The following is a 26,468-nucleotide window of genomic DNA, read 5'->3' as shown; positions in this document are numbered from 1 at the left end:
ACTAGCAGGTACATCCGCCTGATAAACGCTGTGTTCGTCAGAGGTGGTCAAAGAATACCGGCGAGGAGTAGATGCATGGCCGAGCGTGCCGCCAAGCAGTTAGAACTGAATAAATCTGAATTACCCAATTCCATTACTGAAGTGATTGCCACATTGACCCGAGCTGGCTTTGATGCCTATATCGTCGGGGGCGGTGTGCGTGATACCTTATTGGGTCTGCGTCCAAAAGACTTTGACGCTGTCACTGATGCCAAGCCGCATGAAATAAAAGATGTCTTTGGTAAGCGCTGCCGTATTATCGGTCGCCGCTTTCAGTTAGCGCATGTGTATTCAGGACGAGAATTGATTGAAGTTGCTACTTTCCGTGGTCCGCCAACCAGTGATGCCAATACCAATCAAGACGGCATGATCTTGCGTGATAACGTCTGGGGTGACATCAAACAAGACTTTTCTCGCCGTGATTTTTCCATCAACGCTCTCTATTATCAGCCGCTCAAAGGCGTGGTTCATGATTTTTGCGGTGCGCTCGAAGACATTGATAATAAAATCATTCGCCTCTTGGGTAATGCGCCCGTTCGTATAGAAGAAGATCCAGTACGATTGTTGCGAGCTTTACGTTTTAAAGCCAAGTTGGGTTTTGAATTTGATGACGCCTTGTCCGAGCAATTTCATGATGGTAATTGGGCATTACTTGAGCAAATATCCCCGCATCGTCTCTATGATGAGACGCAAAAAATGTTCACGGGTGGCTATTTGGTACCGCTGTTACCACTATTGTTTGAGTCTGGCGCAATTGATAGTTTAGTCATTTATCCACCGTCTGAACCAAGTGCTTTGGTGAATCAAGTAGCGATCAATACTGACAAACGTATTGCGGCAGGCAAAAGTATCAATCCTGCGTTCTTTTATGCCGCGCTATTGTGGGAAAATTATCTGCACCAATTGGCAAAAGCCAAAAAACGCAATATGCCGTTCGCAGAAGCGCAAATGCATGCCGCCAGCAAAGTTATCGACCGTCAACGTATCAAAACAGCGATTCCCAAATTTGCTGAGCAATTTATCCGTGATATTTGGGTGCTACAGCCGAAACTTGCAGCGCCGCGTAGTAAACAAATTGTCCAGCTCTCTGAGCATCCGCGTTTCCGTGCAGGGTTTGATTTTTTATTACTGCGTGAACAGTGCGGTGATGCCGAGCATCCATTGTCAGAGTCAACCAATGATATGGGCGATTGGTGGCAGACGTATCAAACGCTGTCTGAGCAAGAGCAGCAGCAAGCCATTAATGATTTTGACGAAAATATTCGCCGCGGTGCTTATAAACAAGGATCAGGGTCACGTGGACGCAGCCGTAATCGTCAAAATCCAGAGTCCATTCCTGCTGATGAGTCAGTATCTAATCAACACAATACCAAGCATAGCAAAACCAATGGTATGACTGAAAAAGGTGTGAATAATCAGACAATGGTAAATGATTCATCAAATATCCCATCACGTCGCCGCCGTGCAGCAAATCAAGCCACACCGGCTAAGCAACAATCTAATGGCAGTAAAGGTAACGACACGCAGCAGCAAGTAACACAAGACAGCAATGAGCTTCTCCAGTTACAGCAGTTGTCTCTTGCTAATAGCCGTAATCAAGCGTCAAACAAACGCCATAACGCTAAGCCTGCACCGTTATTTGTCATAGAACACGAAAAAGTCGTGCCGCCATTACAAAAACAGCTGTCAGATGCCGAAAATCATAGACGTATCGAAGCACCTGTGCAGAAAAAACCAGCAACCAAGCTGGCAGCAACTGAAAAAGAAGCACCGCATCAGTCGCCAAAAGCTGAGGTTAAAAGCAATCGTTCAAGTAGTGTCAAGCCATCTAAAGTCAGTCATTCAGAGATTGAGCCGCCACCAACAACGAGCGCGCACGCTACTCGTTCGGTAGCAAGGTCGCCTGCGCTAGTGAGCATGAATAATGAGCCGATTCCGCATAAGCGTCGCCGCCGTCAACCTACTGTAGACAACACAAGCAGTGTAGAGACTCAAGCAATTGACAATAGCGATCAAACGATTGAAAAGTATACGAAAAAAGCGCCAAAATCAACCGCTGGCTCTACTGGTAAAGCGAATAATCAAGCTAAAAATACGGCTGAGCATGAGGCAACCGTGAAAGCTGCTGCGCCTGCCAAAGCTAAAAAATCCACCAAAGCAAAGTCGGTTGAAAGCAATCAAGTGACCAATAGTCCAGTGATAGCCAGTACGGTGAATGACAATAAAGGCCCTGTACCATCAAAGCGTCGTCGCCGCCAGCCCAGTACGGATAATGCTTAATCGTGCTTAGTCTTAATCGTATTTAATAATGACAGCAGCGATTGAGTGTGGATTTTACATAAAGTGATTACTATGCCATGTTCAGCATTGACAGCAATACCAAACCTAGCAGTATGAAGACAAATTTTAATGCAGATAACAGTCGGGCTGCTACATGGGTTAGCTGCTATGTGGGCTTGGGCAGCAATCTAATGAACGAGTTGGGTTCACCTTCCGAGCATATAGCGCGCGCCCTTGCCAGCATGCAAGAGTATGGCCAAATACGTGAGCTTCAAGCCTCTTCATTTTATGCATCAGCGCCTATGGGGCCACAAGACCAGCCAGATTTCGTCAATGCGGTGGCTGGTTTTCAGACGACATTGACCCCATTTACACTACTGGCATATTGCCAACAGTTGGAAGCGTTGGCTAAGCGGGCACGTATACGACGTTGGGGTGAGCGTAGTCTGGATGTCGATATTTTACTGTATGGCGACTTACAAATGACAGATCCCCAGCTGACCATACCGCATGCTGGGCTATCTGAGCGTAATTTTGTATTGATACCATTACGAGAATTAACGCCAACACTGACGGTTGCAGGAATACCAATAGTGGACTATCCACAGAGTAATGATTGGACAGGCTTAACATTATTATCATGTGACTGATGGTTTTTTCGTTACCGTTAAGCCAATGGTTAGCGAAAGTGATAGTTAGTGACAATTAAAAGCATTGCAGATTAATAGAGAGTGATATGACAACGTTATCTACTTTAAATAAATTTAAAAAAGACGGTATCAAATTTACTTGTTTGACGTGTTATGACTCAATGTTTGCACGGATGATGGATAAAGCGCAAATTGATACCATTTTGATTGGCGATAGCTTGGGCATGGTCGTACAAGGTCATGATTCAACGCTACCAGTGACAGTCAATGACATGGCTTATCACACTGCCAATATTGCCCGTAGTAATAAGCACGCTTTGATTTTGGCTGATTTACCATTTATGAGTTATGTGACGTTGCCAGAAGCCGTTATCAATAGTCGGCAATTGATGCAAGCTGGCGCGCATGTGATTAAAGTCGAGGGTGGCAGTGAACTTTGTGAGTTAATCACCATATTGGCGCAGGCAGGTACGCCAACTTGTGTGCATCTTGGTCTGACACCGCAATCTGTCAATGTCTTTGGTGGTTACAAAATCCAAGGACGCGGTGATGAAGCGGCTGAGAAGCTACTGATGGATGCCAAGGCTGTCGTCGCTGCTGGTGCCGCGCTGTTGGTGTTAGAATGTGTACCAGCTGAACTTGCAAAAGCCGTGACGGCAGCTGTAGCAGTGCCTGTGATAGGCATTGGTGCTGGTGCAGATACCGACGGTCAAGTGCTGGTCATGCATGACATGCTGGGCATGGCTCACGGCCGCGTACCGCGTTTTGTACATGATTTTTTGACTGATGAGCGTAACAGCGCTGGCAGTATTGAAGGGGCGTTTGCACTGTATCAGCAGTCCGTACGTGAAGGCACATTCCCAACAGAACAGCACCAATTTAGTTAGTTTTATTCAAGATTTTAAATAGAAGAATACTCAACAATGCCTATTATTTATCATGATATCTCAGCCTTACAAACGGCCTTACAGTCTTATCGTGGTCATCAAAATGACAGTCAGGTTGGTTTAAAGCGTATTGCGCTAGTGCCAACGATGGGCAATCTGCATGATGGTCATCTTGAGCTGGTAAAAATTGCCAAACAGCAGGTAGATATCGTGGTGGTCAGTATCTTTGTCAATCCTACTCAATTTGGGGTTGGCGAAGATTTTGATAGCTATCCTCGTACACTGGATGAGGATGTCACAAAGCTGGCCACTGTGGAGGCAGACTATGTTTTTGCCCCCAATATCGACGAGATGTATCCAGTCTTGCCGCCACCGACCTCTGTACTCGCTGGTGCTATCACGGCTCAATTGTGTGGTCAATCGCGTGCTGGACATTTTGACGGTGTTGGTATTGTCGTCTCCAAATTGTTTAACATCGTTCAGCCTGACATTGCTGTTTTTGGGCAAAAAGACTATCAGCAACTCGCTATTATCAAGCAGTTGGTGCGTGACTTAAGTTATCCTATTCAAATCATTGGTGCACCTATCGTCCGTGCTGCTGATGGATTGGCACTATCCTCACGCAATCAGTATTTGAATGCGGCTGAACGCGAGATAGCACCTGTACTCCATAGAGAGCTGCAATATCTGGTACAGAAACTAGAAAGCAACGATCAGCGTGAGCAGGATTTTGAGTCGTTACTGGCAGAAACACATCAGCGTATTACCGAGGCGGGTTTCATTATTGATTATTTAGCAATAAAAACGGATGAGTTAGAAGCTGTCGCTAATAATGCTACAGCCTCCACCGTAGGACATAAAAATTTAATTGTTTTGGTTGCTGCTTGGCTAGGACGTGCACGTTTATTGGACAACCAATTAGTGACGGTGAATCAATCATTTTGATGCAGTGATTTGCTGGATGCAATGGACTAGGATGGATGAATCATGGATGTAAATCAGGATAAAAGCAACGACCAAGAGGCGCAGATAGTGGATAAATCAGCAATGGATAAGCTGAGTATTCTAGTGGTATCTGGTCTTTCAGGATCAGGTAAAACGTCAGTATTGAATATATTAGAAGATCTGGGGTATTACTCCATTGATAATCTACCGCTGTCCCTATTGCCCAACGCCGCGCACAAATTGGTTAACGAAAGTGGTATTCGCCGTATTGCACTCGGTGTGGATATCCGAACGCCACGCGCGGATTTGTCCAACTTTGTAGAAATGCATGAATCTCTAAAAGCAACTTATGGCGAACATGCCGTAAAAATTGTGTATGTAACCGCGCAAAACAGTACGTTGATAGCACGTTTTAATGCGACTCGCCGTGTCCATCCGCTGATGTTGCAGGACACCGATAGTGATCATGCTAAGCATATTGCTTTTAACCTACCCGCTGCAATCAAAAAAGAGGTGGAGCTATTAGAGCCAGTCGCTAATCACGCCGATATCAGAATGGATACCAGCAATCTGAATATTCATCAGTTAAAAGACAAGTTGCGTGAATACGTTGGTGTGAATAATCAGATTGTCATCAACCTGCTGTCTTTTGGCTTTAAATATGGCAGCCCTATGGATGCCGATTTTGTATTTGATGTGAGAATTTTACCAAATCCACATTGGAATCCTGAGCTGCGTAATGCAACAGGTCTTGATGCAGAGGTTGTAACATTCTTTGCAGATTGTCCAGAAGTGTCTGAGATGACGGATGATATCGAGCGATTCTTGATGCGTTGGCTACCAGAGTTTTTGCACAATAATCGTCATACGGTGACGGTGGCGATAGGCTGTACGGGTGGTAAACATCGCTCAGTATTTATCGCTGATAACTTACAACGTCGCCTCGCCGATACGATGCCACAAGGCATAAAAGTGCTGGCGAAGCATCGCGAAAAAAGTCGTTGGTAGCTGTTAACAAACAACAAATTTGATTTATTCTATTACTTATTATTTTGGAAAGTTTTTATGATTGACTGGTCAGAACAGGACATGCGCGTCTCGCGTACGGAACTCAAAAAATCCCATGAGCGCTTGCAACAGTTGTCGATTCCGCTTGCCAACTTATCAAAAAAGCAGCTAAAAGCCCTGCCAGCCAGCGATTATTTTATGGCAGAGTTGATGGCACTGGCTGATATTACCAGCGCCAATGCGCGTAATCGCCAAACCAAGCGTGTCGGCAAACTTATTAGCGAAGAAAATCGCCATGAACTGGTAAAAGCGTTGTTTGATGCGGTTTTTCCAAAAGAGCAAATCTCAAAAATAGAAAGTTGGTATGGGCGTTTAAATATCGATGATGAAGGGACACTCAAACAATTCGTCAAACAATACAAAGCCTCTGAGCACCATAGCATGTATCAATTGCTATTGTGGATTGAGTACGCCAAACACACGCAAGATGATGAGCTGATGGCAGAGGCCAAAGAAGACTTGGCAAGTTATATTCGTGAAGTGGCTATCTTATCGCAGTTAAAAAAATAGTAATCTCAATTCTAAAAGATATGATTCGCATGGTCAGTCGCGCCTCATAATATTGTGTATCCATTTTATTTGGTATTGACTATATAATCGATAACAAACAAAAAAGCCAATCATCGAATGATTGGCTTTTTTGATATATAAATACATCCTGCATCAGTACTGTTTGAATTATTTCTTTTCAGCGCGTGCTTTATCGACCAAATAATCCACAACTTTAGGCACTTTTGCACTTTCACCCGTTACAACGTATTTGCCTTGTACGACCACGGCTGGTACGCCAGAGAGCTGGTAACGCTTAGCACCTGCTTGTGAACGGCCAATCTTTGTACCAACAGCAAATGAGTTATAAAGACTGTTGAATTTTTTCTCATTCACACCTTTTGTTGCATACCATTTGCTCAATGAAGATTGATCAAATAGTTTTTTGCCGTCTTTGTGAATGGCATCAAACAATGCGTCATGCGTTTTGCTTTCAAACCCTAGTAGCTGAGCGGCATAAAAACCACGAGCGTTGGCTTCCCAAACAGGGTTTAGCGCGGCTGGAGTCTTAAAAAATGCAACGTCTTTGTCCTTGGTTTTTGCCCATTTTTCCATGTGTGGATTCAGAACATTACAATGCGGGCAACCATACCAAAAAAACTCACGAACAATGATAGCATCACCGCTAATTTTTTCTGGATTGTCTAGCACGCGATAGTCTTTGCCAGCGACATAATCGGCCGCTTGTGCGCCCATAGTGGAAAGTCCAATGGCCATAGCCAGACCAGTCAGTGTGATGACACGTTTCATACTTTATCCTTGAGGTGTGAAGACTTAGGGTTCATTAGGGTATTTCTGTATCTATGGTTTTGAAGACATAGTTTTTAAAGTGTATAAACGCCATAGCGCCGAGGGCAGTCAAACCAAGTGCAATCGAACCGAAGTGGCGTATCGACTATAATAACGCAAAACGTATGTAGTTGTGAATCCGATTCTTAACTGATGGTTGTAAAGCTGTGAGCTATTCTTTAAGGTATCTTGCTTCTGTCGACTTGCATCTATGGTTGCTTAGACTTGCTAAGCCCATTCACAATCGGTGACGATGTACTCACGACAAAGCCGTCCCTCTCATGCTAATATTAAATCCAGCTTCGTGCACCTGATACGATAATAATGATAATGACAATAAAGGAAAAACGCTATGAGCGCAGCTCTATCTTCGACTGCTTCGAACGAACAAGCAAATAACTCTCTCGATGACAAAATGACCGCCATCAATGTAGATCCTAGCGAAGTCGAAAAGTTCAACAACTTGGCCAGCGAATGGTGGAGCAATACGGGCGCGTTTGCGACCTTGCACGAAATCAATCCTCTGCGTCTGAATTGGATAGAAGAAAATATCAAGCATGGCTATCAGGGTTATGAAGGTTATCAAAATGACCATGATAGCCATAATATGGCAGCCGTGAATAAAACGGCAGATACTGGGCTGGCTGGTAAAAAAGTACTTGATGTCGGTTGTGGCGGCGGTATATTGTCAGAATCCATGGCACGGCGCGGTGCAGATGTAACAGGAATTGACTTGGGTACCGAGAACCTAAAAGCGGCGGCACTGCATGCAGAGCAAAGCGGGTTAGAAGATACGTTGCGCTATCAGCATATCCCAGTAGAAGATCTAGCAAAAACGCACGCTGGTCAATTTGACGTGGTGACTTGCATGGAGATGCTTGAGCATGTGCCTGACCCCAGCTCAATTGTACAGGCCTGTTTTGAGCTATTGGCCCCAGGCGGTGTTTGTGTGTTATCGACAATTAATCGCAATCCGAAATCTTATTTATTTGCCATCGTTGGGGCAGAGTATGTATTACGCTTGCTGGATCGCGGTACGCATGACTATGCCAAATTCATTACGCCAGCTGAGCTAGACAAAATGGCCATCGATGCTGGATTTACACGCCAAGACATTATTGGTTTGCATTATAACCCGCTGACCAAGCGCTACTGGCTGGCACAAAATGTCGATGTTAACTATATGATGGCCGTACAAAAACCCATAATTTCAGCTTAATGCCATAGTACGTTATTTGTACGCCATGCTATTTTATTAAACACGTTATCAATTTTGAGAGCATTCACTATGACCCAATTTGTAAAAGCGGTGTTATTTGACCTTGATGGGACATTAATCGATACTGCTGCTGACTTTGTCCGTATCATCAGTAAAATGAGTCGCGAAAATGATTGGCAAGCGCCACCTGAAGCAGACATTCGTGAGCAAGTCTCTGCAGGTGCGTCGGCAATGGTACAATTGATGCTACGGCACAACGATCAACTTGAGGTCAGTGAGGCAGAGTTACTCGATTTTCGCCAGCAGTTTTTAGACGACTATGAAGCAGAGATATGCGTCGACAGTTGCGTGTTCAATGAACTAGAAGCCGTATTAACGGCTCTTGAAGAAAAGAATGTGCCATGGGGAATCGTGACCAATAAGCCCCGTTATTTGGCAGAGCAATTACTAAAAAAGATGCAGTTAGATGAGCGCTGTGCCGTTCTGATCTGTCCTGATGATGTGTCCCGCTCCAAGCCTGATCCAGAGCCCATGTATATGGCGTTAGAAAAGCTCGCTATCCCTCGCGGTGCCGCTGGCTGTGTTCTGTATGTTGGCGATCATATAAGGGATATCGAAGCGGGCAATGCGGCTGGCATGCCAACGATTTTAGCCGCTTATGGTTATATTCCACCTGAAGACCAAAAGAATCTAAAGAAATGGAATGCTGATTACATCACCAATACTCCTGAAGAATTAAACCGGTTATTGCTTTCTTCGGGTAAATTTGAATATTTATAAATTGCCTTGATTATTACCTAGGGCGTGTCATCCATTAGATTATGAAAATTAAAGTCAGCTGAATTGATGACACGCCTTCGCATTCTAACTATATAAACGATAAGTAGTGAGTAATACCATGAGTGACCAGACCAATCAGTCAGCTACGCAGCACCATAATTCTCAAGCCGCCCAAAACTCTACTCAGCCTTTGACTCATGACGACATTCGACGTTTCGTGCCAGCTAGTAACTGCCTAGACGGCAAAACTATCTTGGTGACGGGTGCAGGCGATGGTATTGGCCGTGTGGCAGCACTGACCTATGCCCGTTATGGCGCTACCGTTTTGCTATTGGGACGTACCAGTAGCAAGCTTGAGTACGTGTATGATGAAATTGAGAGCTTTGGTGGTAAGCAGCCAGCCATGCTACCGATGAATCTAGAAGGCGCAACTTATGCAGAAATGCAGCAGCTAGAAGGACTGATTAACAAAGAAGTTGGTCAGCTGGATGGTATCTTGCATAACGCTGGCATGCTTGGACAGCTGACACCGCTTGAGATGTATGACGTTGATACCTTTGCCCAAGTGATGAAGGTCAACTTTACCGCGACCTTTATGCTCACCCAAGCGCTATTACCGTTATTAAAAGATGCTGATAATGGCTCTATAGTCTTTACCTCTAGCACAGTTGGTACAAATCCTCGCGCCTTTTGGGGCGCTTACGCGCTATCAAAGCAAGCGGTGGAAGGTATGAGTGATATCTTTACCCAAGAAACAAAAAATACCACCAATTTACGCTTTAACTGCATCAATCCTGGCGGCACACGTACCAACATGCGTGCTCATGCGTATCCGGGGGAAAATCCTATGAGTCTAAAAACACCAGAGGACATCATGGCAGGCTACGTCTGTTTGATGAGTGATGAAAGTATTGGTGTGCGCGGGCAAGTGATCGAGCTACAGCCAAAGGATTAGCAGCGATATTTTTGGCCAATACCATCACGTTTTATATAGATCTTGTACGTCCACTCATAGGTTGTAATCAGTGAGTAGGAACCCCATCTATTTGTTCTTAAAGAATTTTATTCTATTTGAATTTCATTAATAGACTAAATATAACCAATAATAAATAGGATGGGATTATGGCAGGTGGCTGGTCAAGAGATGGTGCTGAGCACGAACAAATGGATGCGACCGTGAATGATGCACTAGAACGTGCTCGGCGTTCGCTGCCCACAGGCGTTAGTGCTGAGCTTTGCGATGAATGTGGCAACCCCATTCCAGAAGCACGGCGATTGGCCGTACCTGGCGTACAGCATTGTGTGAGTTGTCAAGCCGAGCTTGAGCAAGAGGCGAGAGCCGCTGAGTTGTTCAACCGGCGCGGCAGTAAAGACAGCCAATTACGTTAATTAAAAAAGAGCCCTCTGCTATATAAAATAGTAGAGGGCTTTTTTTATGCTGATTTTATCGTATAGCGGTATTTACCTTACTATAGTCAATCCACTATAAAACGAATATAGTGCTGCTGGGGTGATTTTTCGCAGCCTCTGTCAGCAACGGCACAGCAAGCAAGAAATAATTATCCCAGCAGTACGTTTTAATGATTGTACTTTTTTTATTTAGGATCAATTGCACTCTCATTTTTCGAAAGCGTTCATCAGATAACTATCGCCATTAGCTCGCGGTCGCACGCCTCCCAATCGATGACAGACGGCAATTCTATAACAGTGGCAAGCAAAGACTCATTTTCTGTACCTACTTGATGGCTCCCTACGATTGTATCTTGAGCCTCATCATTATCTTCATCTAACTGTAGAATAATTTCTAACCGACTATCAACCTGTGGGCTGACGGTACTAGTGGTTAAGCTATCAGGGGTAAAATTGATCTGTAGCCAGCCGTCAGAGGTATGGACAACCCCTTTGATACGTTGCCAGTTTGGCAGTTTCAATAGCCAATCTTGTAAATCATCTGCTTTTAGCACATATTGCGCGGGTAGCCGCCAACCTGCCAGTAGGATGTCTTGCTGCTGTTCATGATAACGATAAGGCTGCTCAAGATCTGTGTCAGTCTGAGTGTCATTATCGACAGTAGAAAGGCTTGAAAGTGAGTCAGCCGATAGAGACTTATTCAGTGGCTGTAAGCGAACAGTGGAGTGTTGAGGGTGAGCAATATTCACAATACGCTGTTGCGAGATGGTATGACTGGGCTTGGTCAGCTGGGTGCGTAATGCTGATAGATAGGCGTTCAATGAATATTCGTCCTCTGGCGTGGTTTGCACAGAAGGCGCCCAAAGGATGTTTGCCTGCGAATTGAGCGTGGCTATCCATTGTTGCAACGTTTGTTTTTCGCTATCGTCCAATTGAGCGTAACGATTAATCACCAACACATCCGCATCACGGACGTGCGCTTGAAAACCATCGTGAGTACGATACTTTTCTTGTTGCCATTGCAGCGCGCTAAGCACCGTTATCACCGCCTGCATTTTTAGCGCTGTTTGCCAATGCGGCGCACTGAGTTGACGTATCAGCTCACGTGGATGCGCAAGCCCTGTGGGCTCAATAAGTAGTCGCTGCGGATGGTGGTCGCTGAGCAGACGGCTGATAGCGATTTGTAAGGGCAGCTGACTGGTACAACAAATACAACCACCACTGACTTCACGAATAGCAATGTTGTTTTGCTCAGCGGTATTGTCTTGCGAGCTTGCCAGTAGGGCACCATCAATACCGATCCGACCAAATTCGTTAATTAATAACGCCCAGCGCTCAGCAGCAGGCCTAATAGCCAGTAGCTGGTTAATTACCGTGGTTTTGCCAGCACCCAAAAACCCTGTCACCAAGGTGCAGGGTATATTTTGAAAAATAGTAGAGGTGTTCAAAGCAGGGCTCATAGCGTTAAAGGTATTGAATGAAAATTACTCACTTTTAACGGCTTCAACGTCAGCTTCGTCAGGAACGAATACATAACCCACGCCCCATACGGTCTGAATATAACGCGCCTGTGAAGGGTTGTCTTCAATCAGACGACGCAAACGAGAGACTTGTACATCGATAGAGCGCTCCATCGCACCCCATTCACGACCACGCGCAAGGTTCATGAGTTTGTCACGAGTCAATGGCTCGCGTGGATGCTGAACTAATGCTTTTAATACCGAAAACTCACCTGTCGTTAAGGTGACTACGTTGCCGTCACGTTTGAGTGTGCGAGTCGATAGATCCAGTGTCCATGGACCAAACTCAACCACTTCAAGTTGATGACTTGGGGCACCGGGCAGCTCGCGGTTTTGACGACGTAATACCGCTTTGATCCGAGCCAACAGCTCTTTTGGATTAAAAGGTTTTGGCAAATAATCGTCCGCGCCCGCTTCAAGTCCTGCAATCCGATCCGCGTCGCCTCCTTTAGCAGTGAGCATAATAATGGGGATATCGCCATTATTTTCACGCAAACGTTTACAGATACTGATACCGTCTTCGCCTGGTAACATCAAATCTAATACCACTAAGGAGAAAAGCTCACGTTGCATCAGTTTGTCCATCTGGCTGCCATCGTGCGCCGTACGAACGACAAAACCATCGTCTTCTAGAAAGCGCTGTAACAAAGAGCGCAGACGGGCGTCATCATCGACAACTAAAATACGCTGAGTCAGAGTATCGGGGCTGGTATTATCAGTCATACAGGCATCCTATTATAAAATTATTATTAGTAGAAACAATTAACTTTTATCAAAAATATGATGGTTCACAAAAATAGTGTCATTGCTTGTGTCATTGTTTAATGGTCAATCCATTGATTATCGAGAAATCTTTTAAAAATAACTACATTTGTTCAATATAGCAGTCATTAGCAATATTTGTACGATTGGTACTTTAGTGTATAAGATTGCAGTCATAATTGCATCACTCATAAGGAAAAATGCTGTATGCGTTTGTTTAACAAGGCGACAGAACTTATGATATGAGACGATTTTTGCTACAAAACACGCGATAAATAACGAAAAGATAAAAAGGATTTTTATTCATGCAGCTTTTGCTATAATGCAAAGCTACATTTCTCAACGATTGATACGTATATGAGTAGCACTGATACCTTAACGCCATCTCAAACCTCGACAAATGCACAGGTTTTGGATGCAACCACACACGCGAATATTCACGACAAGCTTGCTCGCGCGCTTGGCATTAAGACTGCTCAAGTCAATGCGTTTGTCAAACTTTACGATGAAGGCGCGACTGTTCCGTTTATTGCCCGTTACCGCAAAGAAAAAACGCAGAATCTAGACGATGCGCAATTGCGAGCGTTAGAGAAGTCTCTCAATTATGAGCGTGACATGGCCACCCGTCGCCTCAAAATTACTGAGCTATTGAGCACGCAAGGCAATTTGACCGACGAGCTACAGACGCGCATTGATAATGCGACGTCGAAGCTTGAGCTTGAAGACATCTATCTGCCGTATCGTCCCCGCCGCCGTTCACCCGCTGCTAAAGCTCGTGCTGCTGGTCTCGACGTTGCCGCACAAGCAGTCTTGACGCAAGATATGACTCCAACGGACGCGCTGGCCGACTATCAAGTGCAATCTAGCATTACCGATGACAGTGGTAATGAGATCGAGGTTGATTTTAGCGATATCGATAAGCAGCTCGCTGGTGTGCAGGCCATTATCGTTGATGAATGGACACAAGCACTAGGCTTGCTGGACAATTTGCGCAGTGGATTTGCCAAAACGGCCAGTATCGTGTCTGCCGTTGCCAGTGATGAAAAACGTGAAGTCGGTGAGAAGTTCAAAGACTATTTTGAGCATAGCGAAAGCCTTGCGCGTCTGCCCAATCATCGCCTGTTAGCGATGTTACGTGGTCGTCAAGAAAACGTCTTGGGTCTAAAGATCGAAGGGGAAGATGCCCCTTTTATCGAAAAAATAATCAGTCATTTTGATGTCGATGCCAAAGCACCTGCTGCCCGCCGCGAGTTTTTGGCAGAAGCGGCCAGTAGCTTGTGGAAAGACAAATGGCGTCCGCATATCGAGCACCGCTTATTAACTGAAAAGCGTCTGACGGCTGAAGCCGATGCCATTGATGTTTTTGCCAATAACTTGCAGCACTTATTGATGTCAGCGCCTGCTGGTCGTAAAGTTATCTTGGGCGTGGATCCTGGTATTCGTCATGGTGTCAAAATGGCTATTGTCGATGCCCAAGGTCATGTCATGCTAGATAGCGCCGACAAGCCTGTTGTGGCAACAGTCTATCCGTTTGCCCCTGATAATAAGATGACTGCAGCAAAATCGGTAATCGATGACTTGTTAAGCACTTATAACGTTGATCTAGTGGCTATCGGTAATGGCACGGCAAGTCGTGAAACAGACGCCATGATTAAAGAGATTTTAGCGGCCAATGATGCGCTAAAAGCCAAAGCTGTCATCGTCAATGAATCTGGCGCCTCTGTCTATTCAGCCAGTGAGCTGGCCAGTGATGAATTGGCGAACTTAGATGTCTCGGTACGCGGAGCAGTATCCATCGCCCGCCGCTTGCAAGATCCATTGTCAGAGTTGGTCAAAGTCGATCCAAAAGCCATTGGTGTGGGTCAGTATCAGCATGATGTGAACCAAACGCAGCTAGCCGATAGCTTGGATAAAGTGACTCAAGACAGCGTAAATGCCGTTGGTGTCGATGTGAACACCGCCAGTCCTGCGATTTTGGCGCATATTGCTGGTTTGAATAAAAACGTCGCGCAGCAAATCGTGAGTTATCGTAAAGAGCATGGCGCATTTGATAGCCGCGAGTCATTGAAAAACGTTCCGCGCTTAGGCGTTAAGACGTTTGAGCAAGCCGCAGGTTTTTTACGTATCCATAATGGTAGCAATCCACTAGATGCGACAGGGGTGCATCCTGAAAGCTATGCCTTGGTTGATAGCTTATTGGCGCAAACGGGTAAAGCATTACCAGAAATCATCGGTAACGATGGGGTGTTAAATACTATTGATACCACTGCGCTTACAGCTCACGACGATAATATCAGTGTAACAGCCATTCTAGATGAACTTGCGAAGCCTGCACGTGACCCCCGTCCCGAATTTAAGACGGCCAATTTCCGTGATGATGTCAATAGTATCAAAGACCTTAGCGAAGGGATGACGTTAGAAGGTGTTGTCACTAACGTAACTGCCTTTGGTTGTTTCGTCGATGTCGGCGTCCATCAAGATGGTCTGGTTCATATCTCACAGATGGCCAACGATTTTGTGGCAGATCCGATGAACCGCGTAAAACCAGGTGATATTATCTCGGTACGTGTCATTTCTATCGACGAAAAACGTGGCCGTATTGGTTTTAGTATGAAGCCTGAAGCTGAAAAGCCAGCTCGCCCAGCAGCAAAATCTTCTGAGGCACATACAGCTAATGATGAAAAAGCCAGTCGCCCACGTAGCAATAACAATCGTCCGGCAACTGACAAGCGCTCGTCAAAGCCGCGTGGCAATCGTCAGGACAAAGTCGGTACCGATACTCGTAGCAAAGCGCCGACGCCAAAAGCGGATAAAGCTGGAACTCCTAGTAAAATGGGTACGCTTGGTGCTTTGTTGAAAGAAGCGGGCATCACTAAATCTAAGAAATAATTGGTATTACTTGTTATTAGAAATAAGAAAAGGCAGCCTAATGGCTGCCTTTTTTATATTGATCTAGAAAACATCTCTTAGAAAAAATACGGGTTGTTCTAATTGACCATGTCTTCTTGTAACATGTCTTCCTCTGGATCTTGCATATCTTGTTGTAATAAGGTTTCTTCTGGCTCTACCATGCCTTCTTGCAACATGTCTTCTTCGGGTTCTTGCATAACTTGTTGTTGGGCTTGTAGATCCATCTCTTGTTGTTGTTGAATTTGTAGCTCAGTAGGCATTGCTCGTTGATTGGCATTGTTGTTCACTGGAGCATTGCTATTAACACGAGCTCTTGAGATAGTTTGCGTCTCATTAATGACAAACGGATTAGATTGGTTTGCGTTTGCACTGTTAGCATTTGCGCGCTCCGTCCCGATGGCATTATTAGCAGATGCCGTTTGCGCTGCTCGCATGTCTGCTGCTGCTTTTGCGCTTTGCATGTCTACTTGTGCAGTTGTGGCAGTAGTTGCGGTATTATTAGGAGCAGCCATTGCCAAGCTCGGAATAGTAAGCGTGGCGGCAACGAGTAGCGATAAAGGTAGAGTACGTTTTTTCATTAATGAATTCCTTAATTTATAGTCTTGTAATGTCAGTTTAAAAGGGTTCAAACTTGACTCTTATTCAGCATTATTCTATTTAGCAAAAATATATATTAAAAATTGATTTAGTATTTCAAATATATATATTTACTATTTCTAACATTAAAGCTTTAGAAAAAATAAAATCATGATAATCGTTAAGCGATTATCATGATCCATTTTGGTGAAGAGTTTTATAAGCCAACCTAAATCAATTACAAACTCCAAGTGCGAGAGTAGCAACTAAGTACTCAATCATTCAGTAGTACATAGATTAAAAGTCTAACAGCTTGGTATATGATTGTGACGTTATGAAAACGTCATTCTCATATTTCGTATAGAATTAAGCTAAGTTTTTCGCTAGTTTTTTATTCAATAATAATATACTTGCCCGTGCTTGGGTCAACAGTACGTTGTTGGTTGTCAACGTTAGGGACCCGAATGACTGGAAACGTTTGATCAATTTCGATGTTATTAATCACGTTCGCGTCCGCTTGTTCACCGACTATAACAGTACGATTTACCCCTTCAACAGCAACTGCTGTGCCTTGAGTGGTATTCAAACGTTTGATTTGATCTTCTGGGGCAATGATAACGCCCTTAACACTGTACTTGGTAGGACGAATGACGCGAGTGGTTTCAACAATGACGGGTTCCATAATACGTACTTCGGTAATGGCCATTTGTGCTTCTGGCGCTTTGACTTCGCTGATAACGGGTGTTGGGAATTTACTGCCAAAATGGTTGTCACACTGCTGCATGGTTAGACGTACAGGATTACCGGCTCTGTCCATATAAACATTGACTGGCATATCGGCCGCGATAGGCACATATTTGCCCACTAGAGCACCTGAAACACCGTAACGACCGTTTGATTGACCTACGCCTAGATCGCAAGCACCAGCAGAGTAATCATTAGTATGCAAGCTATTATTATCAACCACACTTTGCGGAATCATTACATCTGACAAGCGCATCTTTTTGACAGTTACTTCGCCAGCTTGGCGTTTAGGGTTTTGATACGTGTAAGGTGTATAGAATTTGGCGTAGCCATTTTTGACGGCTGTGACACACTCTTCATAGCTGTCATAACCACTATTGCCATGCCCGTCGGTTGTCATGGCAGCGTTGGCAGAGCTAGCGAACATAGCAAGACCTGAGGTCATTACAGCGGCTGTTAGTAGATTCAATTTCATGATAGTTTCCTCTCAATGATAGATTAATTTTTGACTGTAGAAGATTGCAAATACAAACCGCGCAAATTACACAGCGAAGTTTGTTTTTGAAGCGTTTTTTATAAGGGGCTTCTTTTATTGGCATTTACCTTTATAGAATTCATTACTTATTTTTAGAAAGGCTTATTTTTAAAGTATTGTCCTACTTCTTAAAGCCAGTACGCTAAATATAACGTCATAAGAATAAAGCCATGACCTGTTTTATCCTATGACAATCGCTGCAATGTAACTGTGACATTACGCTAAGAATGTGTAGCATAATGTATTGAAAAATCGAAAAGCGGCAACATCATTCACCAAAATGCTACGGTATTATTATTCGTTAACATTGTTTATAATTAAACTGAAAGTTGGGATAATAAAAAACCGCACCTTGAAAGCAAGATGCGGTCATTAAAATAATAAATACTAAAGTCTATAGCTAAACGATTTTAAGCGTTCTATTAATCGACAACTTCAAAGCTAAGACCTGCATGATCTTCTAAACGTGTTAAGAGCTTGTCGCCCATAGCAGAGGCGGGCGTCCAAAAGCCGCCAACGACATCCTCTTTACTAATATCTTGTGCCAAACATAATGCCGCTTGAGCTAGCATGCGTGAGGTGCTGCCATAACCGGGGTCTTTGTCACCAATTACTTTGGTATTAATGGTTTCTTTTTTGGCCGTTTGCCCAAAGAGCCGAATATCGAAATAACCGTTTTCTTGTTCCTCTTCAGAAGGTCCAGAACCTGACTTGGGTAGCACATGCTTAGACAGTAATTCACGGCTCGGTTTGATCATCATGGCTGTCGCAAAGCCAAATAAGCCGGCACTCATTGCATAGCTCGATAGTTGACCTTTTACCCCGTCTTTCATCCACATTGCTTCATCGTATTTGAAGTCACGGCCATATTCATAGCCAAGCAATTGGTTGGTGCGATGGACGATACGCGTGTTGATGCTTGCCATAACAAAAGGCGCAAGCCAGCGTTTGTGTTCGCTGTCATATTGTGGTTTGTTGATATTATCTTGGCGTACACTTGGGGCGTTTTTATCATCGTTGAGCAAGTAAGGGTTGGCAACTTGCTTACGGCGGGATTTATCCTCTCCGACTTCTTCAAAGATAGTGGCCATCGACGCAATAGTGCCACCAGATAAACCGCCTTTGGCCGCTTTTACCCGCATGTGAATCACATCGCAAGCGTCACCAAATTTTTCTTCTGCTTTGGTTTGGGTAAAATAAACGCCTAAATCTGAAGGAATAGAGTCAAAGCCACAGGAGTTGACAATACGAGCGCCGCTTTGTTTGGCAGTGTCTTGATATTTGTCCATCATGTCTTTGATAAAAATAGCTTCGCCTGTGAGATCGACATAGTCTGTGCCATTGTCAGCACAAGATTTGATTAAAGGCTCACCATATTTCAGATAGGGGCCAACGGTTGAAATGATCACCTGAGTTTGTTTGGTCATCTGATCAAGACTGGCCGCCTCATTACTATTAGCCACGATAATATCGACGTTACTGGTGAGTTTAGACTGCAATTGCTGCAATTTATCTTCGTCACGTCCAGCTATCGCCCAAGCAACATTAGCGCCATTCTTGCCTTTTGCGTTGGCTAAAAATTCTGATAAATAATGCGCTGTGATCTTTCCAACGAAGCTTGTCGCACCGTATAAAATGATTGCATAAGACCGCTTTTCACTACTGCTCTGTTGCATGCTTAAGGTATCCGTATTGTTGTCCATATTTATTATCCTTAATAAGGGTTTGGTAAATAATTTAACCCAAGGCCAAATCATATATATAAGTTAAGAGTCTATTTAATTTCCCAGTTTTTATTGCTAAAACTTGTGTTTTACTAATAGCGATCTTTTAAAAGACTGTCATACGCAGGAAATACTTATTACCTATTATTATATTTATAGCAGATTATAGGATAGAAAGACGTGCTATTCAGTAATAGCTAACCATGTACACACATAAATCCTATAAAGCGAGGTAAAAATGGCAAAATGCTAAGATTTGCTACAAAAATTACATAACCTACTGACATTATTACTAAAACGAACGTTTTTTGAAGAGAAACATTGCTAATCTATGGCTGTAAGCAATTGTGATTGGTATTAAAACAACAAGTTAGAAAAAACATCACTAGATAGATAAAAACGGATATTAGTAGTAAAGGTTTGCTTAAAATTTACTATACGAATTTATTCATCTGGTTTTTTGACAAAAATTTGAGGAGAAAGTTATGTTTCGTTGGGCTATTATTTTTGCAGTCATTGCACTGTTAGCGAGCTTGTTAGGTTTCGGCGGTGTTGCTGGTTTATCGGCCAATTTGGCATATATCTTTTTAGCAGTGGCCGTTATCTTGTTCATCGTTGCATTTGTCAGTCGCAAGATGTAACCGTAAACCATATCGTATTTACGAATAAAAAAGTCCTCAATTGAGGACTTTTTTGTGTTTTATTGAAGCATGTTGAGTCGTCAATTGGATAACAAGCGTACAGGTCTAAAAATGTTTTGGCTGCAAAATGTGCTCCATGCGTTTCGCTAGACGGATATCTAGACTGGAGATACCGCCGGTGTCGTGCGTGGTCAATCGTACATTTACCACGTTATAAGTGTTTTGCCATTCTGGATGATGCTCTAGCGCTTCAGCATGAAAAGCGGCTTGGTTCATGAAGCTCATGGCTTCAATGAAGTCGGCAAAATGATAGCTTTTGACAATACCATTACCGTCACGCTGCCAACCTGCCAGATCTTCTAGCTGCAAATTGATTTGTTTGTCCGATAAACTACTCATATTAATAACCTTTATTGTTATGTTGGATTGGTTTATTAAAATTATACCAAACCCCAAAAATACGATAAGCTGCGTCAAACTGGTTTATTCAACCATACGTAAGACTGACAATAGCCTTGTTTACTACTCTAATTTTGGGATAGGTATCACAGTGGATCAAGTATACTAGGGCATGTCTTCAATTCACTCGATAGTCATCTAAATGGGCTAAAAATGGCTAAATCTTGCCAAACATCGTCAAATAGCTGATTAATATCCCGATATTATCTGCGCTATTTTTCTTGTTTGACGGCAATTTATCTCATTTTTATCACCATTTTTGAAATGAAGACACGCCCTAATTATAGAATAAACTTTATTCTATAATTAGTATAGGATAAAAGACCCACCTATATTTGCCGCCTTTCTATATATTTGAAAAAATATAATCGTAGACTGCAAATAAAGAGGAGGGCAATGTCATATGAATGTTTGAATATATCAGCTGAGTTGAAGCTATCAAATATTTAAAACGATATTAGGATGTATTAAACGGTCTGTTGAAGACTGAATTATGTTGGACTATACCAAATCTTGATATTCAGAATGTTTGCTGATGTAGGACGACACAAATGAACATTGTGGTCGCACTTTTTTATTTTGCTCGCGGGCATAATCAAGCGCGTGCTTGACCAATGCTGAACCAACGCCACGTCCGCCCAGTTCTTGCGGTACGATAGTATGGTCGTATATCAATTTACCGTCACGCTCTTGATAGCTGATATAACCAATTTGGTTGTCGATAGACACCTCAAAACGCTTCGCTGCTTGATTGTGAGTAATATCTAGATTTGATTTAGGATTTTGGTTGCTCATGTAAACTCTCCATTATTAAATAGTAGAATCAAACTTTTATCGTTTTTAGGTTGGTCGTGATAGCAATAATAGCCATAAAAACCCACTGCTATAAAATTCTAAATGAGTTTTAGTATGAACAATTAGCATTCAACACGCTAGATACTTAACGTAAGAGCATCAGGTGTTAATCAAATCAGCTACCACGCGTAGGAGATAGCTTGACGGACGATCGGAGGCAAAAACCGTCCAAGCCCCTTTTTAGTTTGCGCCTCTAGTTCGATATTTTGAGAGTTCATACTGTCTGCATTTGATACTGATTGTGTATAAGCTTGCCATTCTTGCTTGCTCGGTTTGCTAAAGTGATGGATACGTCCCATTACTTGTCGAAACTGCGTACCAAAGCGCCCCGTATTATAGGCTAAATTATATTTTTGGCAGATAGCCTGTACCTGCGGAGCAATACTGGCATAGCGGCGAGCAGGCATATCAGGGAAGATATGATGCTCAATTTGATGCGATAAATTACCCGTCAAAATATGAAACCATTTACTGCCTTGGATATTGCTGGAACCCAAAATCTGGCGCACATACCAATCGCCTTTGCTCTCATTGGGATCAAGCTGCGTATAAATATGCGCTTGTTCTGTGAAATGCCCACAAAAAATCACTGCCCATGTCCAAAGATTACGAGCAACATTGGCAGTCATATTACCGCTTAGTGTGCTGATGGCACTGCCTCGACCCAGTGTCAGTCCTACGGTAGCGGGTAACGCTATATAGTCTTTACCCACTTGCCGTGCGATTTTGGCAAACAATGCACGCGATTTTTGTTGCATTGTTTTGTGCAGCTCAGGTGAGTCGGCATACTCTTCCACACTGATTTGAATATCATGAAAGGCAACTGCCCACTCAAACCCAAATGCCAATACTGCCGTACTAAGCAGATTATAGCGGTCGCTTGGTGTCCAAGGCTGCTCATCTGTCACTCGAATCAAATGATAGCCCACGTCATGATCGCGGCCAACAATATTGGTAAAGGTGTGATGTAAGTAATTATGAGAATGTTGCCATAGCGGGGCGGCGCAGACATTGTCCCAGTCAAACTTTTGACTATTGAGATGCGGATGTTGCATCCAGTCGTATTGGCCATGCATGACGTTATGACCAAGCTCCATATTGTTGAGTATTTTGCTAAAGCTGAGCAAAGAAGTACCTAGTAGCCAAGTACCCACTTGCGCGCGTCGTGACGACAGTCGACCTGCTGTGGCAAGTAAACCACGTGCGACCAGTTCACTATAGACCACTGTAGCATACACCCGTTGAATGTATCGTGCGTCATCGCTACCTAACGAATCCATCACGGTTTGATAGATTGCTTGTAATTCTTCCCCCAACGCTTCTGTCTGTGCTTTTGTTAGTGGAGTGCCAGTCAACGTAGGGTAGCGCATAGGCTGAGAAGGATCGCTTTTACGAAAGCCACTTCCATTCATTGCCGTATACGCATGATGCGAATGGGTGGGTTGTGGTTTCAGCGGGAGATTTTCTTGCGTCGCCAGTTGAGCATCCGTCAGTGTCGTCAAAATTGGCACAGCAGAGTGGGCGGTGTTCATGGGAGGTAATAAGCGCATAAATAGTCCTTAACCGAAACCACTCAAATAACGAATAATGGGTTTGGTTCAATGAGTTGTCTAATTTTTAGCATACAGCATGACGTAACGTCAGGCTATTTTTCTGTTGTATCAGTGCTTGTGATTTGACTATATAAACTTGTATCACTTTATTAAATGGCATCGACTATAGCAGTCTATTTAAACATCCAATACGATATCCGTCATGGCAACATTGATGCAGGTTTGGATAAATTCATCACCATCGCTGCTCATTTTGCCTGTCTGAATATTTTTGACCACACCGCTGATTTTATGGCAGCGGCACAATTGGCAAATACCTTGCCTGCAACCGTGGGTCAAGCGAATACCCACTTTTTCAGCAGCCATCAATAATGTGGTGTCGCTGCTAAACTGCCGCTGCCGTGTACGCAGATAAATTGTCTGCTTGTCTGGTTTTTCTGCTTTATCGTGCGTTTGATCACTATAAAAATTAGGCAAAACATTACCAAAGTTTTCTACAATCACGTGGTCGCGCAATTGCTTACCATTGGGCAAGCTTATCTTATCTGTCGCAGTGTATAAGCCAGTCAATAAAGCGCGCGAACCGCAAGCAAATATCTGCGTATCTGCCAATGGCAAATCTAGTGCCAATAAGCTGTCTGTGCTCAAGTGTCGCGTGCCTGTCAAATAACTATTGGCATCTTCGGTATTAATCAGATGATAAGTAAAAGCTGGATACATGGCAGCCAATTGTTGCCACTGTTTCTCAAGTAGTACCGTACGATTGTAATGTAATAAAGTTACTTCATACTGGCATTGCAGCGCTTGCGTGATGAGTCCCAGCATTGGCGTAATGCCGCTGCCACCGGCGATAAACAATAATGATGCTGGCTGTTTAAGCGTGGCTGCGGTAGCGTGCTTATCAGTCGAGGTGCTTTGAGTTAATGATGCTTGCGCCAAGGTAAATGAGCCACTTGGGACACTACTATTAAGAGTCGTACCAAGTGGCATACGTTTGGTTAAGTAATTTGATACCAATCCCTGCGGTTTTACAGCGATTGTAACCGTAAGGTTCGACCTATTTTTGCGCGATTTATCATGAATATCATCTTGCCACCAGAGCGGCTGGTGCGCTAAACCCACCAATGAATAACTGCGCTGATGATAAATGCCATCAATAAGCACATTTAAATTAAGATATTGACCACCTTGCCAGTCAGATGCTTGCTGTCTAAAAGCCTGATTGGTCTCAAACTGTAGCGCTATTAAGTCCTGACTCAGTGCATACCGCCTTAAAAGACGTAGCTTCGGTGCCGTCAGTGACCAAAACGGATGTAAGCGTGACCCGACAAAATCGACAAACGCACGTTGAATGACTTCAGGGCGATAGCCAGTGGCCATAAGCTTATTACCTTTTTAATGCTTGTGGATAAATGCTTGTGAGTGAGTGATATAACCAATTTTACATCAAACTTTAAGTGATTTTGTTGAATATAATTCTAATTAAAGCATGTCATTTTATTAAGTTGGTCTAATATTTTAACGACTATTGATTAAATTTTCGAAAGGTTTAATGCTATTTTTTGTGGACTTTATAAAACAGTAATGAATCAGAATATTAACTTATAATCTTGATTGAAGGTTTTTACCAGCTTTTATGGATGAAGCGTGGTTCTCTACGATAAAAGTAGCAAAACAGGTGTTAAAACGACCTGTCAGCTTGCAGGGTATGCGCCACAATGCGATAATGACCTATAATTTGTAACCCTGATTTTGAGGTACAGCACGCTTGGCATCATCGCTGAGTTGCATTTGCTGTTCTCTTCTATGCAGTCTATCGGAGTGTTAATGGCTCAATATATTTACACGATGAACAACGTGTCAAAACTTGTTCCGCCTAAGCGTGAAATCTTAAAAAACATCAACTTATCGTTTTTCCCTGGTGCCAAAATTGGTGTCTTGGGTATCAATGGTTCAGGTAAATCAACCTTGCTACGCATCATGGCAGGCGTCGACACTGAATTCAGTGGGGAAGCCCGCGCGCAAACGGGCACCAAAATCGGTTATTTGCCGCAGGAACCGCAGCTTGATGACAGTAAAGACGTGCGTGGTAATGTCGAAGATGGTATGCGCGAAGCCTTAGATGCGTTGGCTCGTCTAGATGCCATCTATGCAGAATACGCTGAACCGGATGCCGATTTTGATAAGCTTGCTGAAGAGCAAGGCAAGATGGAAGACATCATCCAATCATGGGACGCTCATAACTTAAACAACCAATTAGAAAAAGCGGCTGATGCGCTACGTCTACCACCATGGGATGCGGATGTTAGCAAACTGTCAGGTGGTGAAAAACGCCGTGTGGCATTATGCCGTCTACTATTGTCACGCCCTGACATGCTATTACTTGACGAACCGACCAACCATTTGGACGCCGAGTCTGTCGCGTGGCTAGAGCAGTTCTTGCAAAACTACAGCGGTACCATCGTTGCCATTACCCATGACCGTTATTTCTTGGATAATGTTGCTCAGTGGATCTTGGAGCTTGACCGTGGCCATGGCTATCCGTATGAAGGCAACTATACTGAGTGGCTAGAGCAAAAGAATACGCGTTTAGAGCAGCAGAATAAGCAAGAAGAATCATTTGCCAAAGCGCTGAAAAAAGAGCTTGAGTGGATTCGTAAAAATCAAAAAGGCCAACAGGCCAAGTCTAAATCTCGTGTACAGCGTTTTGAAGAATTGAACTCAACCGAGTTCCAACAGCGTAATGAAACGGCCGAGATCTATATTCCACCTGGTCCTCGTTTGGGTAATAAAGTCATTGAAATAAATGATATCTCCAAATCATTTGGCGATCGTTTATTGTATGAAAACTTAACCTTTAACGTGCCAGCGGGTGCTATCGTCGGTATTATTGGTCCAAATGGTGCGGGTAAAACCACGCTATTTAACATGATTACTGAGCGTGATACGCCAGATACTGGCTCAGTCGATTTGGGCGAAAGTGTCAAAGTGGCCTATGTGGGTCAGGTACGTGATCATTTAGATGATGACAAAACTGTTTGGGAAGAAGTGTCTGACGGTCTTGATATTATTACGGTTGGTGACTATACGACGCCAAGCCGCGCTTATATCGGCCGCTTTAACTTCAAAGGCTCAGACCAGCAAAAGCGTGTCGGTCAACTATCAGGTGGTGAGCGTAACCGTTTGCAACTGGCGAAGACACTAAAGCAGGGCGCAAACGTATTGCTCCTTGATGAACCCTCAAACGATTTGGATATCGAAACCTTACGTGCGCTAGAGGATGCGATTCAAGTATTCCCTGGTACAGTAATGGTCGTGTCGCATGATCGCTGGTTCCTTGACCGTATTGCCACCCATATTTTGGCATTCGAAGATGAAGGTCCGGTTTGGTTCGATGGTAACTACTCTGAGTTTGAAACCTATCGCAAAAAGACCATGGGTGATGACGCCAGTCCTAAGCGTGCGAAGTATAAAAAGATTACGAACTAATACTTCTAATTAATATATTTACATCCAATAAAAAAGACCTCTAATGATTAGAGGTCTTTTTTTATACTTGTTTTAAGGGAATAA

The 26,468-nt window shown here is 43.6% G+C and carries 23 protein-coding genes; 13 read left to right on the top strand and 10 right to left on the bottom strand.

Annotation, left to right across the window (positions count from 1 at the left end):
- Nucleotides 1-75 precede the first annotated feature (75 nt).
- From pcnB to yjgA, 6 genes are all read left to right on the top strand, one after another.
- Entirely contained in the window at nucleotides 76-2,319 is a 2,244-nt protein-coding gene (gene pcnB, locus JMY02_RS11550) for a polynucleotide adenylyltransferase PcnB (RefSeq protein WP_201598461.1), read from the top strand.
- A 113-nt stretch (nucleotides 2,320-2,432) separates the two neighbouring features.
- Nucleotides 2,433-2,969: a 2-amino-4-hydroxy-6-hydroxymethyldihydropteridine diphosphokinase gene (gene folK, locus JMY02_RS11545; RefSeq protein WP_406947761.1), complete on the top strand. Its 537-nt coding sequence runs from the start codon at nucleotides 2,433-2,435 to the stop codon at nucleotides 2,967-2,969.
- An 86-nt stretch (nucleotides 2,970-3,055) separates the two neighbouring features.
- Nucleotides 3,056-3,856, top strand: a complete 801-nt coding sequence (gene panB, locus JMY02_RS11540; protein WP_201598452.1) for a 3-methyl-2-oxobutanoate hydroxymethyltransferase — start codon at nucleotides 3,056-3,058, stop codon at nucleotides 3,854-3,856.
- 36 nt (nucleotides 3,857-3,892) lie between these two features.
- Complete coding sequence (gene panC / locus JMY02_RS11535; RefSeq protein WP_201598450.1) at nucleotides 3,893-4,801, top strand: pantoate--beta-alanine ligase; 909 nt, start codon at nucleotides 3,893-3,895, stop codon at nucleotides 4,799-4,801.
- Nucleotides 4,802-4,843: 42 nt separating this feature from the next.
- A complete protein-coding gene (gene rapZ / locus JMY02_RS11530; RefSeq protein WP_227678499.1) occupies nucleotides 4,844-5,809 on the top strand; it encodes an RNase adapter RapZ in 966 nt (321 codons plus the stop codon).
- 57 nt (nucleotides 5,810-5,866) lie between these two features.
- Nucleotides 5,867-6,379 carry a ribosome biogenesis factor YjgA gene (yjgA, locus tag JMY02_RS11525; RefSeq protein ID WP_201598448.1) on the top strand — a complete coding sequence of 171 codons (513 nt, stop codon included), beginning with the start codon at nucleotides 5,867-5,869 and terminating at the stop codon, nucleotides 6,377-6,379.
- Between the two features lie 168 nt (nucleotides 6,380-6,547).
- On the opposite strand, the gene JMY02_RS11520 is transcribed toward yjgA, so the two are convergent.
- Nucleotides 6,548-7,168, bottom strand: coding sequence for a thiol:disulfide interchange protein DsbA/DsbL (locus JMY02_RS11520; RefSeq protein ID WP_201598440.1), 621 nt, complete (start codon nucleotides 7,166-7,168; stop codon nucleotides 6,548-6,550).
- A gap of 391 nt (nucleotides 7,169-7,559) precedes the next feature.
- On the opposite strand from JMY02_RS11520, the gene ubiG reads away from it, so the two are divergent.
- From ubiG to JMY02_RS11500, 4 genes are all read left to right on the top strand, one after another.
- Complete coding sequence (gene ubiG / locus JMY02_RS11515; protein WP_201598439.1) at nucleotides 7,560-8,426, top strand: bifunctional 2-polyprenyl-6-hydroxyphenol methylase/3-demethylubiquinol 3-O-methyltransferase UbiG; 867 nt, start codon at nucleotides 7,560-7,562, stop codon at nucleotides 8,424-8,426.
- Nucleotides 8,427-8,495: 69 nt separating this feature from the next.
- The gene (locus tag JMY02_RS11510) at nucleotides 8,496-9,206 is read left to right on the top strand and encodes an HAD family hydrolase (protein ID WP_201598438.1); all 711 of its coding nucleotides are present in this window, start codon (nucleotides 8,496-8,498) and stop codon (nucleotides 9,204-9,206) included.
- Nucleotides 9,207-9,324: 118 nt separating this feature from the next.
- A complete protein-coding gene (locus tag JMY02_RS11505; RefSeq protein WP_227678498.1) occupies nucleotides 9,325-10,161 on the top strand; it encodes a YciK family oxidoreductase in 837 nt (278 codons plus the stop codon).
- Nucleotides 10,162-10,328: 167 nt separating this feature from the next.
- Nucleotides 10,329-10,595: a DksA/TraR family C4-type zinc finger protein gene (locus tag JMY02_RS11500; RefSeq protein ID WP_201598437.1), complete on the top strand. Its 267-nt coding sequence runs from the start codon at nucleotides 10,329-10,331 to the stop codon at nucleotides 10,593-10,595.
- A gap of 248 nt (nucleotides 10,596-10,843) precedes the next feature.
- Here JMY02_RS11500 and JMY02_RS11495 read toward each other — a convergent pair whose 3' ends face one another.
- Nucleotides 10,844-12,076: a CobW family GTP-binding protein gene (locus JMY02_RS11495; RefSeq protein ID WP_201598435.1), complete on the bottom strand. Its 1,233-nt coding sequence runs from the start codon at nucleotides 12,074-12,076 to the stop codon at nucleotides 10,844-10,846.
- A 24-nt stretch (nucleotides 12,077-12,100) separates the two neighbouring features.
- A complete protein-coding gene (ompR, locus tag JMY02_RS11490) occupies nucleotides 12,101-12,859 on the bottom strand; it encodes an osmolarity response regulator transcription factor OmpR (RefSeq protein ID WP_201598433.1) in 759 nt (252 codons plus the stop codon).
- Between the two features lie 396 nt (nucleotides 12,860-13,255).
- Between ompR and JMY02_RS11485 the strand changes: the two genes are divergently transcribed.
- Complete coding sequence (locus tag JMY02_RS11485) at nucleotides 13,256-15,787, top strand: Tex family protein (RefSeq protein ID WP_201598425.1); 2,532 nt, start codon at nucleotides 13,256-13,258, stop codon at nucleotides 15,785-15,787.
- Nucleotides 15,788-15,885: 98 nt separating this feature from the next.
- On the opposite strand, the gene JMY02_RS11480 is transcribed toward JMY02_RS11485, so the two are convergent.
- The 3 genes from JMY02_RS11480 to JMY02_RS11470 form a co-directional block, all read right to left on the bottom strand.
- Nucleotides 15,886-16,386: a hypothetical protein gene (locus JMY02_RS11480; RefSeq protein WP_201598423.1), complete on the bottom strand. Its 501-nt coding sequence runs from the start codon at nucleotides 16,384-16,386 to the stop codon at nucleotides 15,886-15,888.
- 389 nt (nucleotides 16,387-16,775) lie between these two features.
- On the bottom strand, nucleotides 16,776-17,603 hold the full coding sequence (locus tag JMY02_RS11475; RefSeq protein ID WP_201598422.1) for a hypothetical protein: 828 nt from the start codon (nucleotides 17,601-17,603) through the stop codon (nucleotides 16,776-16,778).
- 482 nt (nucleotides 17,604-18,085) lie between these two features.
- The gene (locus tag JMY02_RS11470; RefSeq protein WP_201598420.1) at nucleotides 18,086-19,366 is read right to left on the bottom strand and encodes a saccharopine dehydrogenase family protein; all 1,281 of its coding nucleotides are present in this window, start codon (nucleotides 19,364-19,366) and stop codon (nucleotides 18,086-18,088) included.
- Between the two features lie 506 nt (nucleotides 19,367-19,872).
- On the opposite strand from JMY02_RS11470, the gene JMY02_RS11465 reads away from it, so the two are divergent.
- Nucleotides 19,873-20,028 (top strand): DUF1328 domain-containing protein, encoded by a 156-nt coding sequence (locus tag JMY02_RS11465; protein ID WP_021814049.1) that lies wholly within the window; start codon nucleotides 19,873-19,875, stop codon nucleotides 20,026-20,028.
- 105 nt (nucleotides 20,029-20,133) lie between these two features.
- Here JMY02_RS11465 and JMY02_RS11460 read toward each other — a convergent pair whose 3' ends face one another.
- The 4 genes from JMY02_RS11460 to JMY02_RS11445 form a co-directional block, all read right to left on the bottom strand.
- Entirely contained in the window at nucleotides 20,134-20,427 is a 294-nt protein-coding gene (locus JMY02_RS11460; protein WP_201598411.1) for a 4a-hydroxytetrahydrobiopterin dehydratase, read from the bottom strand.
- 561 nt (nucleotides 20,428-20,988) lie between these two features.
- Nucleotides 20,989-21,282, bottom strand: a complete 294-nt coding sequence (locus JMY02_RS11455) for a GNAT family N-acetyltransferase (protein ID WP_201598409.1) — start codon at nucleotides 21,280-21,282, stop codon at nucleotides 20,989-20,991.
- A gap of 179 nt (nucleotides 21,283-21,461) precedes the next feature.
- Nucleotides 21,462-22,892 (bottom strand): fatty acid desaturase family protein, encoded by a 1,431-nt coding sequence (locus JMY02_RS11450; protein ID WP_227678496.1) that lies wholly within the window; start codon nucleotides 22,890-22,892, stop codon nucleotides 21,462-21,464.
- 180 nt (nucleotides 22,893-23,072) lie between these two features.
- Nucleotides 23,073-24,275 (bottom strand): flavin reductase family protein, encoded by a 1,203-nt coding sequence (locus JMY02_RS11445; protein ID WP_201598407.1) that lies wholly within the window; start codon nucleotides 24,273-24,275, stop codon nucleotides 23,073-23,075.
- A gap of 447 nt (nucleotides 24,276-24,722) precedes the next feature.
- On the opposite strand from JMY02_RS11445, the gene ettA reads away from it, so the two are divergent.
- Nucleotides 24,723-26,384: an energy-dependent translational throttle protein EttA gene (gene ettA / locus JMY02_RS11440; RefSeq protein ID WP_201598405.1), complete on the top strand. Its 1,662-nt coding sequence runs from the start codon at nucleotides 24,723-24,725 to the stop codon at nucleotides 26,382-26,384.
- Nucleotides 26,385-26,468: the final 84 nt, after the last annotated feature.

This window comes from Psychrobacter vallis, assembly GCF_904846715.1.
Taxonomy (GTDB): domain Bacteria; phylum Pseudomonadota; class Gammaproteobacteria; order Pseudomonadales; family Moraxellaceae; genus Psychrobacter; species Psychrobacter vallis.
This window is presented reverse-complemented; position numbering and strand designations above follow the sequence as displayed.